Raw genomic sequence first — 16,587 nt, 5'->3', positions numbered from 1 at the left:
GGCCACGTTCCCGCCGTGGTGCCAAAGGACGAGCCGGCCGAGGGTGAGGCGGGCGAGAGCCCGCAGAGCCCGCGCGGACCGGTCTCCTTCCACGCGGAGAAGGTGCTGATCGTCGACGACGACGTGCGGAACGTCTTCGCCCTCACCAGCGTCCTCGAGGCGCACGGGCTGAACGTGCTCTACGCGGAGAACGGCCGCGAGGGCATCGAGGTGCTTGAGCAGCACGACGACGTCACGGTGGTCCTGATGGACATCATGATGCCGGAGATGGACGGCTACGAGACGACGTCCGCGATCCGCAGGATGCCGCAGTTCGCGGGGCTGCCGATCATCGCCCTGACCGCGAAGGCGATGAAGGGCGACCGGGAGAAGGCCATCGAGTCGGGCGCCTCCGACTACGTGACCAAGCCCGTCGACTCCGACCAGCTGCTGGCGATGATGGCGGATTACATGCGGCAGGAGTGACACCCCGGCCCGGCGGGGTCGCCCCGTGGGGGGCACCCCCGCCGTGGTAGAGGGGATGTGGCACGGTGGGGGTGACACAGGTGCCGGGAACGATCGGCCCCCGTGCCGCGTTACCCCGTTCGTACGCCGTGACATCGCGGTGACAGGGTGTGGCGACGGGCGGGGTGCGGCTACCATGACCGGCACAAGGACGGACGGCGCGCGGATCACGTCGCCCGGCGGGCAGTTCGGTCTCGGACCGGGCCCCAGAGCCGGGGGACAGCCGCTGCCGGGGCGAGGAGGGCGGGTGGCCATGGTGCAGAAGGCCAAGATCCTCCTGGTCGATGACCGGCCGGAGAATCTGCTCGCGCTGGAGGCGATCCTCTCCGCGCTCGATCAGACACTGGTGCGGGCATCGTCAGGGGAGGAAGCACTCAAAGCGCTTCTGACGGACGACTTCGCGGTCATCCTGCTGGATGTCCAGATGCCCGGGATGGACGGGTTCGAGACGGCGGCGCACATCAAGCGCCGCGAGCGCACGCGGGACATCCCGATCATCTTCCTCACCGCGATCAACCACGGCCCGCACCACACCTTCCGCGGCTACGCGGCGGGCGCCGTCGACTACATCTCCAAGCCGTTCGACCCCTGGGTGCTGCGCGCGAAGGTCTCCGTCTTCGTCGAGCTGTACATGAAGAACTGCCAGCTCAAGGAGCAGGCGGAGCTGCTGAGGCTGCAACTCGCGGGCGCGGGTGAGGCCAAGGAGCAGGAGCCCGCGGGGCTGCTCGCGGAGCTGTCCGCCCGGCTCGCCGCCGTGGAGGAGCAGGCGGAGGCGCTGTCCAAGCAACTCGACGACGACGCGGCGGACGCGTCCGCCGTCGCCACCGCGGCTCACCTGGAGCGCAAACTCACCGCGCTGCGCCGGGCCCTCGACGCCCTCGGGCCCGGCACGGCAGGCGCGGGCCCCGCAGTGCCGCCGCAGCTCTGACGCCACCGCGGCCCCGAAGGGCCCTGACGCTCCGCCACCGCCGCGCCCTGCGCGGCCCGCCGGTCGGGCCCCTGCCGTACGGGCGGGGCGCGCGGGCCCGCTGACGGGCGCTCAGGCCGGGCCGCGCGCCGCCTCGACACGAACGGGTGAAGCGGCGGTCGCACGTGTCCCCGGCGCCGCACCCCGGTAACCTCACCACCATGGCCTCACGTACGTCCGGCAAGGGTTCTCAGCCAGCGGCGGGCACCGCGAAGCCGCGGCCCGGCCGTACGACCGGCGCGGCGAAGAAGGCAGCGGCCCCGCCCGCCAGGAAGACCGCGCAGAAGACCGCGGCCCGCAGGCCGCCCGCCAAGAAGGCACCGGCGAAGAAGGCCCCTGCACGCAAGGGCGCGAAGGCGGCTTCCAGGCCCGCGCCCTCGCCCACCGGCGGTGTCTACCGGCTGGTGCGCGCGGTGTGGCTCGGCGCCGCGCACGGGGTCGGCGGCGCGATGCGCGGCATAGGGCGAGGAGCCAAGGGCCTCGACCCCGCGCACCGCAAGGACGGCCTCGGGCTGCTGCTGCTCGCGCTCGCGCTGATCATCGCCGCGGGCACCTGGTCCAGCCTCAAGGGCCCGGTGGGCGAACTCGTCACCATGCTCATCACCGGCGCCTTCGGCCGCCTCGACCTGCTGGTGCCGATACTGCTCGGCGCGATCGCCGTGCGGCTGATCCTCTATCCGCAGAAGCCCGAGGCCAACGGGCGCATCGTCATCGGCCTGTCCGCGCTGGTGCTCGGCGTGCTCGGGCTCGTCCACATCGCCTGTGGGGCGCCGGGGCGGGACGCCGGCACCCAGGCCATGCGGGACGCGGGCGGGCTGATCGGCTGGGCGGTCTCCGAGCCGCTGATCTTCTCGATGGGCGCCCCGCTCGCCGTGCCCGTCCTGCTGCTGCTGACGGTCTTCGGGCTGCTCGTCGTCACGGCGACCCCCGTCAACGCGATCCCGCAGCGGCTGCGGCTCCTCGGGGTCAGGCTGCGCATCGTCACGCCGACCGAGGAGGAGGCCGCCGCGCTCGCCGCGGAGGCCGAGGACGGCGACGCCGAGCCCTATGAGGAAGCAGCAGGGGCGGACGAGGCATGGCGGCAGGCCCGCCCGGCGCCCCGCCGCTCCGGCGCGCCCCGGCGCGGCCAGGAAGCCGTCTTCGACCACGACCAGGCGGAGGCCGAGGCGCTCGCCCGGCGCGACAGGAGGTCCCGCAGGCCGGCCAAGGACCCGCTCGCCGGACGGGAGCTGGACCCGGTCGACGTGGCGGCCGCGGCCGCCGCCGCCCTCGACGGCGCCGTGCTCAACGGCATCTCGCCCTCGCCGGTGGTCGCCGACCTCACCCAGGGCGTGAGCGGCTCCGTGCGGCGTCCGGGGGCCGGCGGGGACGCAGGCGCGGAGCCCGCGGAGCCCACCGCGGCCGCCGACGCCGCCTCCGTGCCCACCGCCCGCGGCGCCGCCGGCCGGCGCACGGACGCCACGACAGCGGGCGAGGGGGCGGGGGCCGGCGCGATCGCCGACCTGACCAAGCCCGCGCCCGAACCGGCCGAGGGGCTGCCGGCCAGGGCCGAGCAGCTCCAGCTGTCCGGGGACATCACCTACGCGCTGCCGTCGATAGACCTGCTGGAGCGCGGCGGCCCCGGCAAGACCCGCACCGCGGCCAACGACGCCGTCGCCCGGTCCCTCACCACCGTCTTCACCGAGTTCAAGGTCGACGCCGCCGTCACCGGCTTCACCCGCGGCCCGACGGTCACCCGCTACGAGGTCGAACTCGGCACCGCCGTCAAGGTCGAGCGCATCACCGCGCTCGCCAAGAACATCGCGTACGCGGTCGCCAGCCCCGACGTGCGGATCATCTCGCCGATCCCCGGCAAGTCGGCGGTCGGCATCGAGATCCCCAACACGGACCGCGAGATGGTCAACCTCGGCGACGTCCTGCGGCTCGCGGGCGACGACGACACCGACCCGATGCTGGTGGCCTTCGGCAAGGACGTCGAGGGCGGCTACGTCATGCACAGCCTCGCGAAGATGCCGCACATGCTCGTCGCGGGCGCCACCGGCTCCGGCAAGTCGTCCTGTATCAACTGCCTGATCACGTCCATCATGATGCGGGCCACCCCGGAGGACGTACGGCTCGTGCTCGTCGACCCCAAGCGCGTCGAGCTCACCGCGTACGAGGGCATCCCGCACCTGATCACGCCGATCATCACCAACCCGAAGCGGGCGGCCGAGGCCCTGCAGTGGGTGGTGCGCGAGATGGACCTGCGCTACGACGACCTCGCCGCGTTCGGCTTCCGGCACATCGACGACTTCAACCAGGCGGTGCGCGACGGCAAGGTGAAGCCGCCCGAGGGCAGCGAGCGCGAGCTCCAGCCGTACCCGTACCTGCTGGTGATCGTGGACGAGCTGGCCGACCTGATGATGGTCGCGCCGCGCGACGTGGAGGACGCCATCGTCCGCATCACGCAGCTCGCCCGCGCCGCCGGCATCCACCTGGTGCTGGCGACGCAGCGGCCCTCCGTGGACGTCGTCACCGGTCTCATCAAGGCGAACGTGCCCTCGCGGCTCGCGTTCGCGACCTCCTCGCTCGCCGACAGCCGCGTCATCCTCGACCAGCCGGGCGCGGAGAAGCTGATCGGCAAGGGCGACGGCCTCTTCCTGCCGATGGGCGCCAACAAGCCGACCCGGCTCCAGGGCGCCTTCGTCACGGAGGACGAGATCGCCGCCGTCGTCCAGCACTGCAAGGACCAGATGGCGCCGGTCTTCCGGGACGACGTGGTCGTCGGCACGCAGAAGAAGAAGGAGATCGACGAGGACATCGGCGACGACCTCGACCTGCTGTGCCAGGCCGCCGAACTGGTCGTCTCCACACAGTTCGGCTCGACGTCCATGCTCCAGCGCAAGCTGCGCGTCGGCTTCGCCAAGGCCGGGCGGCTGATGGACCTGATGGAGTCGCGCAACATCGTCGGGCCGAGCGAGGGCTCGAAGGCCCGCGACGTCCTCGTGAAGGCCGACGAACTCGACGGTGTGCTGTCGGTCATCCGGGGGGAGTCTTCGTAGAGACAAGTGGCGGGGCAACCCTTTTCGACACCCGTACGTCAAGGTGGGCAGGGAGGGACAGCACGGCCCTCCCTGCCGCGTCGCAGGCCCGCACCCGCGGCGCACGAAGCTGAGTCCTCCCGCCTGCCCCACCCTTTCGTACCACCCCTAGACTGAGCGTCCAGCAGGTGGCTACACGCTCGAAAGGCCCACCCGTGTCCATCGGCAACTCATCTGACGGCACCTCACCACAGGAAGAACCCCGCCCCGCGGAGTCCGCACCCGAGGACCGCGTCCCGCTCGGACAGACCCTGCGGCAGGCGCGGCTCACGGCCGGCCTGACCATCGACGAGGTCAGCGCCGCCACCCGGGTCCGCGTGCCCATCGTCCGCGCCATCGAGAACGACGACTTCTCCCGGTCGGGCGGCGACGTGTACGCCCGCGGCCACCTGCGCATGATCGCGCGGGAGGTCGGCCTCGACCCCGAGCCGCTCGTCGAGCAATTCGACGCGGAGCACGGCGGGCGGCCCGCGCCCACCCCGACCCCGGCGGCCCCGCTGTTCGAGGCCGAGCGGATCAGGCCGGAGCGCCGCCGCCCCAACTGGACGGCGGCCATGGTCGCCGCGATCGTCGCCGTGGCCGGCTTCGCCGGCTTCACCGCCCTGCACAGCGGCGGCGACTCCTCCGACACCGTCGCGGGCAGCGGCGACACCTCGGAGGCGGGCGGCCCCACCCCGGGCAGCTCCGTGGGCAAGCCGTCGCACACGGCAGCGCCGGCGAAACCGGCCGCGCCCAAGCCGGGCACCTCGGACAGCGCCATCGCCGCCGCGCCCCGCGACAAGGTGACGGTGAAGCTCTCGGCCGTCGACGACAAGAGCTGGATCTCGGCCAAGGCGCACAACGGGAAACTGCTGTTCGACGGCATCCTCGCCAAGGGCGAGTCGAAGACCTTCCAGGACGACAAGCAGGTCGACCTCATCCTCGGCAACGCCGGAGCCATAGAGCTCTACGTCAACGGCAAGAAGGTCGACGACGAGTTCCAGCCGGGCCAGGTCGAGCGTCTCTCCTACACGCAGGGCGACCCGACCGCCGGCTGACGGGCCGCTCTGCGCGGGGTCCTGGCGGCGCCGGGACCCTGCGCGAGCTGCGCGGCGCCGGGACCACGTAGTCTTGAGTCCATGCCCGAACGCCGTACCGTCGCTCTCGTCACGCTTGGCTGCGCCCGTAACGAGGTGGACTCGGAGGAGCTCGCAGGCCGCCTGGCGGCGGACGGCTGGGAGCTCGTCCAGGAAGCCTCCGACGCGGATGTCGCCGTCGTGAACACCTGCGGCTTCGTCGAAGCCGCGAAGAAGGACTCCGTCGACGCGCTCCTCGAAGCGAACGACCTCAAGGACCACGGGAGAACCCAGGCCGTGGTCGCCGTCGGCTGCATGGCGGAGCGGTACGGCAAGGAGCTCGCCGACGCCCTGCCCGAGGCGGACGGCGTGCTCGGCTTCGACGACTACGCCGACATCTCCGACCGGCTCCAGACCATCCTGGCCGGCGGTGTCCACGCCCCCCACACGCCGCGCGACCGCCGCAAGCTGCTGCCGCTGAGCCCCGTGGAGCGCCAGGAGGCCGCCGGGGTCGCGCTGCCGGGCCACGGCGACATCGCGCCCGCCCCCGCCGACCTGCCCGCAGGCGTCGCCCCCGCCTCCGGGCCGCGGGCGCCGCTGCGCAGACGGCTCGACACCAGCCCCGTCGCGTCCGTGAAGCTCGCCTCCGGCTGCGACAGGCGCTGCTCCTTCTGCGCCATTCCCTCCTTCCGCGGCTCCTTCATCTCCCGCCGCCCGAGCGACGTGCTGGGCGAGACGCGGTGGCTGGCCGAGCAGGGCGTCAAGGAGGTCATGCTCGTCTCCGAGAACAACACCTCGTACGGCAAGGACCTCGGCGACATCCGGCTCCTGGAGACGCTGCTGCCCGAACTGGCCGCGGTCGACGGCATCGAGCGCATCCGCGTCAGCTACCTCCAGCCCGCCGAGATGCGCCCGGGACTCATCGACGTGCTCACCTCGACGCCGAAGGTGGCCCCCTACTTCGACCTGTCGTTCCAGCACTCGGCCCCCGGCGTGCTGCGCGCCATGCGCCGCTTCGGCGACACCGAGCGCTTCCTCGGGCTGCTGGAGACCATCCGCGCCAAGGCGCCCTCGGCGGGCGTCAGGTCCAACTTCATCGTCGGCTTCCCCGGCGAGAGCGAGGCGGACTTCGCCGAGCTGGAGCGGTTCCTCACCGAGGCGCGGCTCGACGCCGTCGGCGTCTTCGGCTACTCCGACGAGGAGGGCACCGAGGCCGCAGGGTACGACGCCAAGCTCGACGAGGACGTGGTCGCCGAGCGCCTCGCCCATCTCTCCAGGCTCGCCGAGGAACTGACGTCCCAGCGCGCCCAGGACCGGCTCGGCGAGAGTGTCGAGGTGCTGGTGGAGTCGGCGGACGTCGCGGACACCGGCGTCGACGGCGCCGTCGCGGTGGGGCGCGCCGCGCACCAGGCGCCCGAGACGGACGGCCAGGTGGTCCTCACCTCGGGCACGGACCTGCGCCCCGGTCGTATGGTCGAGGCGAAGGTGACCGGCAGCGAGGGCGTGGACCTGGTCGCCGAGCACCTGACCATCCGTCCGGGAGACCAGCCCAGGACCGCCGTCGAGGAGGCCGCCAGATGACGGGAGTCCCCGCGTCCGCGACGGGCGGTGCCGGCTCGAAGCAGGCGCCCGCCGGGAAGCTGGGGGCCGCCGTCGACCAGGCGAGCCTGTGGAACGTGGCGAACCTGCTGACCATGGTGCGCCTGCTGCTCGTCCCCGCCTTCGTCGTGCTGATGCTGCAGAACGGCGGGTACGACCCCGTGTGGCGGGCCTGGGCATGGGCCGCGTTCGCCGTCGCGATGATCACGGACGTGTTCGACGGGCACCTCGCCCGCGCGTACAACCTCGTCACGGACTTCGGGAAGATCGCCGATCCGATCGCCGACAAGGCGATCATGGGGGTCGCGCTGGTCTGCCTCTCCGTGCTCGGGGACCTGCCGTGGTGGGTGACGGCGGTGATCCTCGTGCGGGAGCTCGGGATCACCCTGATGCGCTTCTGGGTGATCCGCCACGGAGTGATCGCGGCAAGCCGCGGCGGCAAGCTGAAGACGCTCGCCCAGGGCATCGCCGTGGGCATGTACGTCCTCGCGCTGGTCGACTGGTGGGCCACGTTCCGCTTCTGGGTGATGGCGGTCGCCGTCGTCCTCACGGTCCTCACCGGGCTCGACTACGTGCGGCAGGCCGTGGTGCTGCGGCGCGAGGGCCTGGCGGCGGAGCGCGTCGCCGCGGCCGGGGCGCCCGCGCGGGGCCCGCAGGAGGGGGAGCGGTGAGCACTCCTCCGAAGGTCGCAGACGCCGCGGACGCCGCCACGGCCGCCGAGGACGCCGTACGGCGGCTCACGGAGCTCGGGACGACGCTCGCGGTCGCCGAGTCCCTCACGGGCGGCCTGGTGGCCGCAGCGGTGACGGGCGTGCCGGGCGCCTCGCGGGTCTTCCGCGGCTCCGTCACGGCGTACGCGACGGAGCTCAAGCGGGACGTCCTCGGCGTCGACGGGGGGCTGCTCGCGGCCCGCGGCGCGGTCGACCCGGACGTGGCCAGGTCCATGGCCGCGGGCGTGCGGCGGGCGCTTGGCGCCGCCTGGGGCGTCTCGACCACCGGCGTCGCGGGCCCCGAGCCGCAGGACGGGCAGCCGGTGGGCACCGTCTACGTGGCGGTCTCGGGACCGGCAGGACAGGACAAAGTGGCCGCGCTGCGATTGAACGGCGGCCGCGCGGACATCCGTAGAGAGAGTGTGCGGTCCGTCCTGGCCCTGCTGCTGGGCGAACTGCCCGGGAACGGGCGGACACAGGATACGGAACAGAACGGGGGGACTTGATGTTTGCAGCCCTGAGTGAACACGACATCGCTCCCCGCACGGCCGCGTCGCAAGGCGGTACGGTGGGGCGTGAAGGATGCGGCTACGCGGTCCGAGGAGGGAGCCACCGATGATCCTGCTCCGTCGCCTGCTGGGTGACGTGCTGCGTCGGCAGCGCCAACGCCAGGGCCGTACTCTGCGCGAAGTCTCCTCGTCCGCCCGAGTCTCACTCGGCTATCTCTCCGAGGTGGAGCGGGGGCAGAAGGAGGCGTCCTCCGAACTGCTCTCCGCCATCTGCGACGCGCTTGACGTACGGATGTCCGAGCTCATGAGGGAAGTGAGCGACGAGCTGTCGTTGGCGGAGCTGGCGGCGTCGGCTGCGGCCGACGAGCCTGTGCCCGCACCAGTACGTCCGATGCTGGGTTCCGTCCCTGTGACGTCGGTCCCGAAGGTGCCGACGGAACGTGTGACGATCAAGGCGCCGACCGAAGCGGTCGACGTGGTCGCCGCCTAGCGCAACCCCAGGTCAGAAGCGAGCCCCCGGCGGGTACCCCGTGGTACGTGCCGGGGCTCGGCTGTGTCGGCACCCGGGGCCCGCGGCGTACGGGGCCGGTGGCGGCTCAGGGCGCGGGTGGCGGCTGGCAGGGGCCGGCGGCGCTCAGGGCGCGGGTGGCGGCTGGCAGCGGGGGCACCAGTACGTGGGCCTGTCCAGCTGCGGGTCCTTGCGGATCAGGGTGCGGCAGCGCGGGCAGGGCAGGCTCCTGCGGCCGAAGACATGCAGGCGGCGGCTGCCGCTCGACACCCGCTTGTTGAGTTCGAGGAGGCGCCTGGCGGCCTCCACGAGACGCTCGGGACCGCGCACCGCGCCCACGGGGCTCCACGGGTGGGCGCGGGCCACGAAGCACGCCTCCGACTTGAAGATGTTGCCGATTCCGGCCAGATTGCGCTGGTCGAGCAGGGCCTCGCCGACCGGCCGCTCAGGCTCCGCCAGCAGGTTGGCCAGGGCCAGCTCCGCGTCCCAGTCGGGGCCGAGGAGATCCGGGCCCAGATGGCCGACGACGGCCGCCTCCCGCTCCGTGCGGACGAGCTCAAGGACCTTCAGCCGGTAGGCGACGGCCGTCGCGGACTCCACGCCGAGGATCGCCCGGATCTCGTGCGCCGGGCCCCCGCCCCAGCGCCGGCCCGGCGCGTACACCTTCCACGCGCCCTCCATGCCGAGGTGGGAGTGGAGCGTGAGGCCACCCTCGACCCGGGTCATCAGGTGCTTTCCGCGCGGCGTCACGTCGAGGACGGCCCGCCCGGTCAGGTCCGACGTCGCGAACCTCGGGACCCGAAGATCGCCGCGGACCAGCACACGGCCCGCGAGCGCGCCGTGCAGTGTCCGGGCGGCCCGCCACACCGTGTCTCCCTCTGGCACCCTTCCTCACGCCCTCAGCCGCAGGCCGCGCGGCGTCGCGTGGAAGCCCGCGGCCTCCAGCGCCCCGGCGAACGGCGAGGTGAGGGCCGCCGCGCCGTTCACCCGCTCCACGGTGACCGTGCCGATCGCGCCCGCCGAGGCCGCCGAGGCCAGCGCCCCGGCCGCCGCACGCAGCGCGGGTGAATCGGGATCGGGCGCCCACGACAGCAGCGTCCTGCCGCCCCGCTCCATGTACAGCGTCAGCTCGCCGTCGACCAGCACGACCAGCGAGCCCGCCTTGCGGCCCGGCTTGTGGTGCGCGCCCTCCGGCGGCTCCGGCCACGGAAGGGCCGCGCCGTACGCGCTCGCCGGGTCGGCCGCCGCGAGCACCACCGCCTGCGGCTCGGGCGACCCGGCGGTCCGCTCCCGCGCGGTGGCCGCGGCCCGCAGCCGGTCCACGGAGCCGTCCATCGCGAACTGCGCGGCGCCGAGGCCCTCCACCACATAGCCGCGGCGCGCCTGCCCGCTGTCCTCGAACGCGGACAGCACGCGGTACACCGCGGAGAAGCCGCCCTCGACGCCCTCCGCGGCGACCGCGCCGCGCGTCAGGTCGCCGAGCCGGTCGAGCAGGGCGTGCGCGAGCGCGTGCGCCCGGTGCGTGGGGTCCTGCTCCCGGCCGGGCAGCAGCGACCAGCGGCCGCTCACCGTGGGAGGGCCCGCGCGCGACGCGGTCCGCGCGGCGGCCGTCAGCGCCCCGTACCGGCCGCGGGGGACGGGCCTGCGGGCGCGGTGCGCCGTCGAGCCCGCCGTACGCCCCGAGCCGAGGAAGGACCGCAGCGGCGCCAGCGTGTCATTGGTGAGCCGGCCGGACCAGGCCAGATCCCAGACGGCGTCCGCGAGCTGGGGGTCCGTGGCGTCCGGATGGGTGGTGGCGCGCACCTGCTCGGCGATCTGCCGGAAGAACAGGCCGTAGCCGCCGCTCAGCGCCGTCAGGACGGACTCGTGCAGCGCGGTGAGCTCCAGCGGGTGCGCGGGCGGCAGCAGCAGCGGCGCCGAGTCCGCCGGATACAGCGCCACCCAGCCGTCCTTGCCGGGCAGGGCGCCCGCGCCCGCCCACAGCACCTCGCCCGTGGTCGTCAGCTCGTCCAGCAGGGCGGGCGTGTAGCCGGCGACCCGGGACGGCAGGACGAGCCGCTCCAGCGCGGACGCCGGGACCGCGGCGCCCTGGAGCTGCTCGACGGCGCGCGCAAGGCCGTCGACGCCGCGCAGCCGGTGGGCCCCCAGGTGCTGCCACTGCGGCAGGAACGACGCGAGCGCCGCGGGCGCGACCGGTTCGAGCTCCTCCCGCAGCGCGGCGAGCGACCTGCGCCTGAGGCGGCGCAGCACCGCGGCGTCACACCACTCCTGGCCGATGCCCTCGGGATGGAACTCGCCCTGCACGACCCGGCCGGCCGCGGCAAGACGGTGCAGGGCGCCGTCCGTGACGGCCGTGCCGAGGCCGAAGCGCGCCGCGGCCGAGGCCGAGGTGAACGGCCCGTGCGTGCGGGCGTGCCGGGCGAGCAGGTCGCCCAGCGGGTCCTTGACGGGCTCCGTGAACGCCTCGGGCACCCCGACAGGCAGCGCCGTGCCCAGCGCGTCCCGCAGCCGGCCCGCGTCCTCGACCGCCGCCCAGTGCCAGGACCCGGCGATCCGCACCCGGATCGCGCGCCGCGCCGCCTCCAGCTCCGCCGCCCAGCCGGGCTCCGCGCCCCGCTCGGCGAGCTCCGCGTCGGTCAGCGGGCCGAGCACCCGCAGCAGGTCCGCGACGCCCTCGACGTCCTTGATCCGCCGGTCGTCCGTCAGCCACCGGAGTTCGCGCTCCAGCTCGGCCAGCACCCCGGGGTCGAGCAGCTCCCGCAGCTCGGCCTGGCCGAGCAGCTCGGCAAGCAGCCGGGAATCAAGCGAGAGCGCGGCGGCCCTGCGCTCCGCGAGCGGCGAGTCGCCCTCGTACAGGAACTGCGCGACATAGCCGAAGAGGAGCGAGCGGGCGAACGGCGAGGGCTCCGTCGTCGTGACCTCCACGAGCCGGACCCGACGCGCCTCGATGTCGCCCATCAGCTCCGTGAGGCCCGGCACGTCGAACACGTCCTGCAGGCACTCGCGGACCGCTTCGAGGACGATCGGGAACGAGCCGAACTCACTCGCCACCTGGAGCAGCTGCGCGGCCCGCTGGCGCTGCTGCCACAGCGGGGTCCGCCTGCCGGGATTGCGGCGCGGCAGCAGCAGCGCACGGGCCGCGCACTCCCGGAACCGGGCCGCGAACAGCGCGGAGCCGCCGACCTGGTCCGTGACGACGCCGCTCACGTCCCCCGCGTCGAACGCCACGTCGCCCGCCCCGATCGGAGCCTGCTCGCCGTCGTACGTCGCCTCCGCCGCCGCGGGGTCCGCGTCCAGCAGGTCGAAGCCCATCAGGTCGGCGTCGGGCAGGCGCAGCACGATGCCGTCGTCCGCGTGCATCACCTGCGCGTCCATCCCGTACCGCTCGGCGAGGCGGGCGCCGAGCGCCAGCGCCCACGGGGCGTGGACCTGCGCGCCGAACGGCGAGTGGACCACCACCCGCCAGTCGCCCAACTCGTCGCGGAACCGCTCCACCACGATCGTCCGGTCGTCCGGCACGTGCCCGCACGCCCTGCGCTGCTCGTCCAGATACGACAGGACATTGCCCGCGGCCCAGGCGTCGAGGCCCGCCGTCATCAGCCGCAGCCTGGCGTCCTCCTCGCCGAGCGCGCCGACCTCGCGCAGGAACGCGCCGACCGCGCGGCCCAGCTCCAGCGGGCGGCCCAGCTGGTCGCCCTTCCAGAACGGCAGCCGGCCAGGCGCGCCGGGCGCGGGCGTCACCAGGACCCGGTCGCGGGTGATGTCCTCGATCCGCCACGAGGTCGTGCCGAGCGTGAAGACGTCGCCCACCCGGGACTCGTAGACCATCTCCTCGTCGAGCTCGCCGACGCGGCCGCCGCCCTTCTTCGGGTCGGCGCCCGCGAGGAAGACGCCGAACAGGCCGCGGTCCGGGATCGTGCCCCCCGAGGTGACGGCGAGGCGCTGCGCGCCAGGCCGGCCCGTGACCGTGCCCGCGACGCGGTCCCACACCACGCGCGGGCGCAGCTCGGCGAACGCGTCCGACGGATAGCGGCCCGCCAGCATGTCGAGCACCCCGGTGAACGCGGACTCCGGCAGCGAGGCGAACGGCGCTGCCCGCCGCACCGTCGCCAGCAGGTCGTCCGCCTGCCGGGTGTCGAGCGCCACCATCGCGACGAGCTGCTGCGCCAGCACGTCCAGCGGGTTGGCCGGCACCCGCAGCGCCTCGATCGCCCCCTCCCGCATGCGCTCCGTGACCACCGCGGCCTGCACCAGGTCGCCGCGGTACTTGGGGAAGACAACGCCGGTGGAGACCGCGCCCACCTGGTGTCCCGCGCGCCCCACCCGCTGGAGCCCGGAGGCGACGGACGGCGGCGACTCGACCTGCACGACCAGGTCCACGGCCCCCATGTCGATACCGAGCTCAAGGCTGGACGTCGCCACCACCGCGGGCAGGCGGCCCGCCTTCAGGTCCTCCTCGACCTGGGACCGCTGCTCCTTCGACACCGACCCGTGGTGGGCGCGGGCCAGCAGCGGTGGCGCGCCCTGGGCCGCGCCCGCCTGCGCCATCACCTCCGCCGGCGAGTGGTCGGCGGGCAGCGCCTCGCCCGTGGCGCGCTCGTACGCGATCTCGTTGAGCCGGTTGCACAGGCGCTCCGCGAGGCGCCGCGAATTGGCGAAGACGATGGTCGAGCGGTGGGCCTGGACGAGGTCGGCGATGCGCTCCTCGACGTGCGGCCAGATCGACGGCTTGTCGCCGCCCGCGGGCCCTTCGCCGCCGCCGGCGGGCGGGCCGCCGAGCTCGCCGAGGTCCTCCACCGGCACGACCACCGACAGGTCGAACGCCTTGCCCGAGGGCGGCTGCACGATCTCCACCCGCCGCTGCGGGGAGAGGAAGCGCGCCACCTCCTCCACGGGGCGCACCGTCGCGGAGAGGCCGATCCTGCGGGCCGGGCGGGGCAGCAGCTCGTCCAGGCGCTCGAGCGACAGGGCGAGGTGGGCGCCGCGCTTGGTGCCCGCCACGGCGTGCACCTCGTCGAGGATCACCGTCTCCACCCCGGCCAGCGCGTCCCGCGCCGAGGAGGTCAGCATCAGGAACAGCGACTCGGGCGTCGTGATCAGGATGTCCGGCGGCCGGGTCGCGAAGGACCGCCGGTCGGCGGCGGGCGTGTCGCCCGACCGGATGCCGACGCGGATGTCGGGCTCGGGCAGCCCGCGCCGCACCGACTCCTGCCTGATGCCCGTGAGCGGGCTGCGCAGATTGCGCTCCACGTCCACCGCGAGGGCCTTCAGCGGTGACACGTACAGCACGCGGCAGCGCTTCTTCGCCTCGGCGGGCGGCGGCACCGACGCCAGCCGGTCCAGCGCGGCGAGGAACGCGGCGAGCGTCTTGCCCGAGCCCGTCGGCGCCACCACCAGCACGTCCGCGCCCTCGCCGATCGCACGCCACGCGCCGTCCTGCGCCGCCGTGGGCGCGGAGAAGGCCCCCGAGAACCAGCCGCGGGTCGCGGGGGAGAACGAGTCGAGCGCACTGCCTGCCATGCCCCCATCGTGCACCCCGCCACTGACAACACCGCAGAATCGAGTGATGGGAACGGGTACGGGCCTCGCGGCGGGCGGGCCGGGAGACGGCGGAGCGGCGGACGGGCCCACCGCGGACGGGCCCACCGCAGACGGGCCGGTGCCCACGCGGGGCCCCGGCGCGGCCGGGCGCGAGGAGGCGCGGCACTGGCTCTACCCCGACCTGCCGGGCGTCGACCTGCTGCGGGCCCGCTACGTGCGCAAGACGTTCCTGCGCCACACCCACGAGACCTACGTCATCGCCGCCATCTCGCACGGCGTCGAGGGTTTCCACCACGGCGGCACCGACCGCTACGCGGGGCCCGGCGGGCTCGCCCTGATCAACCCGGACACGCCGCACACCGGCTTCGCCAAGGACCCGGGGGGCTGGCGGTACGGGGCGCTCTACCCCTCGGCCGACGTGGTCGCCGCGATCGCGGCGGAGACGACAGTCCTGCGCGGCACGCCCGGCTTCGTCTCGCCGGTGCTCGACGACGCGCGCACCGCGCGTCTTGTGCACGGGGTGCTGCGCGCCGCCGACGAGGGCAACGCGCTCGCCGCCGACACCCTGCTGCGGACCGTCGTGACCCGGCTGATCCGCAGCAACGGCGGCCGGCTGCCCGCGCGCACCGTGCGCGGCGCCGGCGCCCTGGCCGCCGCGCGCGCCCGGTCCGTCCTGCTGGAGCGGCTCGCGGACCCGCCGTCGCTTGCGGAGCTCGCGGACGCCGTGGGCACCCGCCCCTTCCCGCTGCTGCGTGCCTTCAAGGAGGCGTACGGGATGCCGCCGCACGCCTGGCTCACCGACGCCAGGGTGCGGGCCGCGCGGCGGCTGCTGGACGCGGGGCACGCGCCGGCGGACACGGCCGCCGAAGTCGGCTTCAGCGACCAGCCGCACCTCAACCGGCACTTCAGCCGCATCGTGGGCGTGCCGCCGGGCGCCTACCGGCGCGAACGCCTCGCGGTCGCAAGAACGTACAAGACCACGCGGGGCCCGCGCCCGTAGCGTGCGGGCGTGGAACGAGCACAGGAACACGCCCCGCCCCGGCCGCCGGGGCCCCAGGACCCGCAGGGTGCCGAGGCCCGTGGGGAAGCGGCCGTCGTACGGGACGCGCTCGGTGTCGGTGTGGCCGTTGGCCTTTCCGGCTTCGCGTTCGGCGTGACCGCGGCGGGCGCCGGGCTCTCCGCGGGGCAGGCGTGCGCGCTGAGCCTGCTGGTGTTCACGGGCGCCTCGCAGTTCGCGCTGGTCGGCGCGCTCGCCGGCGGCGCCGGGCCGTTCGCCGCCGCGGCGGGCGCACTCTTTCTCGGCGTGCGCAACACCTTCTACGGCCTGCGGCTCTCGCAACTGCTGCGGCTGCCGCGCGCGGTGCGGCCGCTCGCCGCGCACTGGGTCATCGACGAGACGACCGCGGTCTCGCTCACCCGGAAGGACCGGCGGGGCGCCCGGATCGGCTTCACCGTCACAGGCGCCACGCTGTACGCGCTGTGGAACCTCACCACCTGGGCGGGCGCGCTCGGGGCCAGGGCGCTCGGCGACACCTCCGCCTGGGGGCTGGACGCGGCGGGCCCCGCCGTCTTCCTCGCGCTCCTCGCCCCGATGCTGCGCACCGGGACAGAGCGGGCGGTCGCCGGGCTCGCCGTCGTGCTGGGCCTCGGGCTGCTGCCCGTCCTGCCCGCGGGCGTCCCGGTGCTGGCGGCGGCGCTCGCCGCGCCCGCGGTGCTCGGGTTCCGCGCGGTGCGCGGACGCGGATCGCGGCCGGGGGCGGGGCGGCGCGGGCGGGGACCGGAAGAGGGAGGCGGCGCGTGAACGTCTGGATCGCGATCGGGGTGACCGCGGCGGGCTGCTACCTCGTGAAACTGCTGGGACTCCTGGTGCCCGCGGGGGCGCTGGAGCGCCCGCTCGTACGGCGGCTCGCGGCCCTGCTGCCGGTGGCGCTGCTCGCGGCGCTCACCGCGCAGCAGGCCTTCGGCACCGGCAGCCACCTCGTGCTGGACGCCCGCGCGGCGGGGCTCGGCGCGGCGGCGCTCGCGCTGGTGCTCAGGGCGCCGTTCCTCGTGGTGGTCGCGGCGGCCGTCGTGGTCACCGCGGGTGTCAGGGCGCTCGGCGGCTGACCGGCCGC

General features: G+C 74.5%; 13 protein-coding genes. 11 read left to right on the top strand and 2 right to left on the bottom strand.

Annotated features, from left to right (window positions below; translation table 11 throughout):
* The 8 genes from ABEA77_RS01890 to ABEA77_RS01855 form a co-directional block, all read left to right on the top strand.
* Positions 1-465 (top strand): response regulator (locus ABEA77_RS01890; RefSeq protein ID WP_345640173.1); only part of this gene is annotated, 465 nt, incomplete at its 5' end.
* Positions 466-757: 292 nt separating this feature from the next.
* Positions 758-1,432 (top strand): response regulator, encoded by a 675-nt coding sequence (locus ABEA77_RS01885; protein WP_345640211.1) that lies wholly within the window; start codon positions 758-760, stop codon positions 1,430-1,432.
* Between the two features lie 200 nt (positions 1,433-1,632).
* A complete protein-coding gene (locus ABEA77_RS01880) occupies positions 1,633-4,512 on the top strand; it encodes a DNA translocase FtsK (RefSeq protein ID WP_345640171.1) in 2,880 nt (959 codons plus the stop codon).
* 194 nt (positions 4,513-4,706) lie between these two features.
* A complete protein-coding gene (locus ABEA77_RS01875) occupies positions 4,707-5,588 on the top strand; it encodes a helix-turn-helix domain-containing protein (RefSeq protein ID WP_345640169.1) in 882 nt (293 codons plus the stop codon).
* 81 nt (positions 5,589-5,669) lie between these two features.
* Positions 5,670-7,187 carry a 30S ribosomal protein S12 methylthiotransferase RimO gene (rimO, locus tag ABEA77_RS01870; protein WP_345640168.1) on the top strand — a complete coding sequence of 506 codons (1,518 nt, stop codon included), beginning with the start codon at positions 5,670-5,672 and terminating at the stop codon, positions 7,185-7,187.
* Positions 7,184-7,876 (top strand): CDP-diacylglycerol--glycerol-3-phosphate 3-phosphatidyltransferase, encoded by a 693-nt coding sequence (gene pgsA, locus ABEA77_RS01865; protein WP_345640167.1) that lies wholly within the window; start codon positions 7,184-7,186, stop codon positions 7,874-7,876. Before rimO ends, pgsA begins: the two co-directional genes overlap by 4 nt.
* Positions 7,873-8,421, top strand: a complete 549-nt coding sequence (locus ABEA77_RS01860) for a CinA family protein (RefSeq protein ID WP_345640165.1) — start codon at positions 7,873-7,875, stop codon at positions 8,419-8,421. Before pgsA ends, ABEA77_RS01860 begins: the two co-directional genes overlap by 4 nt.
* 109 nt (positions 8,422-8,530) lie before the next feature.
* Positions 8,531-8,914 (top strand): helix-turn-helix domain-containing protein, encoded by a 384-nt coding sequence (locus ABEA77_RS01855; protein ID WP_345640164.1) that lies wholly within the window; start codon positions 8,531-8,533, stop codon positions 8,912-8,914.
* A 144-nt stretch (positions 8,915-9,058) separates the two neighbouring features.
* Here the strand turns inward: ABEA77_RS01855 and ABEA77_RS01850 are convergent, their stop codons facing one another.
* On the bottom strand, positions 9,059-9,817 hold the full coding sequence (locus tag ABEA77_RS01850; protein WP_345640162.1) for a DNA-formamidopyrimidine glycosylase family protein: 759 nt from the start codon (positions 9,815-9,817) through the stop codon (positions 9,059-9,061).
* Between the two features lie 6 nt (positions 9,818-9,823).
* Entirely contained in the window at positions 9,824-14,452 is a 4,629-nt protein-coding gene (locus tag ABEA77_RS01845; protein ID WP_345640160.1) for an ATP-dependent helicase, read from the bottom strand.
* 46 nt (positions 14,453-14,498) lie between these two features.
* Between ABEA77_RS01845 and ABEA77_RS01840 the strand changes: the two genes are divergently transcribed.
* The 3 genes from ABEA77_RS01840 to ABEA77_RS01830 are packed head-to-tail and all read left to right on the top strand — an operon-like array spanning position 14,499 to position 16,579.
* A complete protein-coding gene (locus ABEA77_RS01840; protein WP_345640158.1) occupies positions 14,499-15,473 on the top strand; it encodes an AraC family transcriptional regulator in 975 nt (324 codons plus the stop codon).
* 9 nt (positions 15,474-15,482) lie between these two features.
* Positions 15,483-16,274, top strand: coding sequence for an AzlC family ABC transporter permease (locus ABEA77_RS01835; protein WP_425588179.1), 792 nt, complete (start codon positions 15,483-15,485; stop codon positions 16,272-16,274).
* Complete coding sequence (locus ABEA77_RS01830) at positions 16,271-16,579, top strand: AzlD domain-containing protein (protein ID WP_345640157.1); 309 nt, start codon at positions 16,271-16,273, stop codon at positions 16,577-16,579. Before ABEA77_RS01835 ends, ABEA77_RS01830 begins: the two co-directional genes overlap by 4 nt.
* Positions 16,580-16,587 lie beyond the last annotated feature (8 nt).

The sequence above is a fragment of the Streptomyces tremellae genome, from assembly GCF_039540215.1.
Lineage (GTDB): Bacteria > Actinomycetota > Actinomycetes > Streptomycetales > Streptomycetaceae > Streptomyces > Streptomyces tremellae.
The sequence above is the reverse complement of the archived record's forward strand: the minus strand, read 5'-3'. Positions and strand labels throughout refer to the sequence as shown.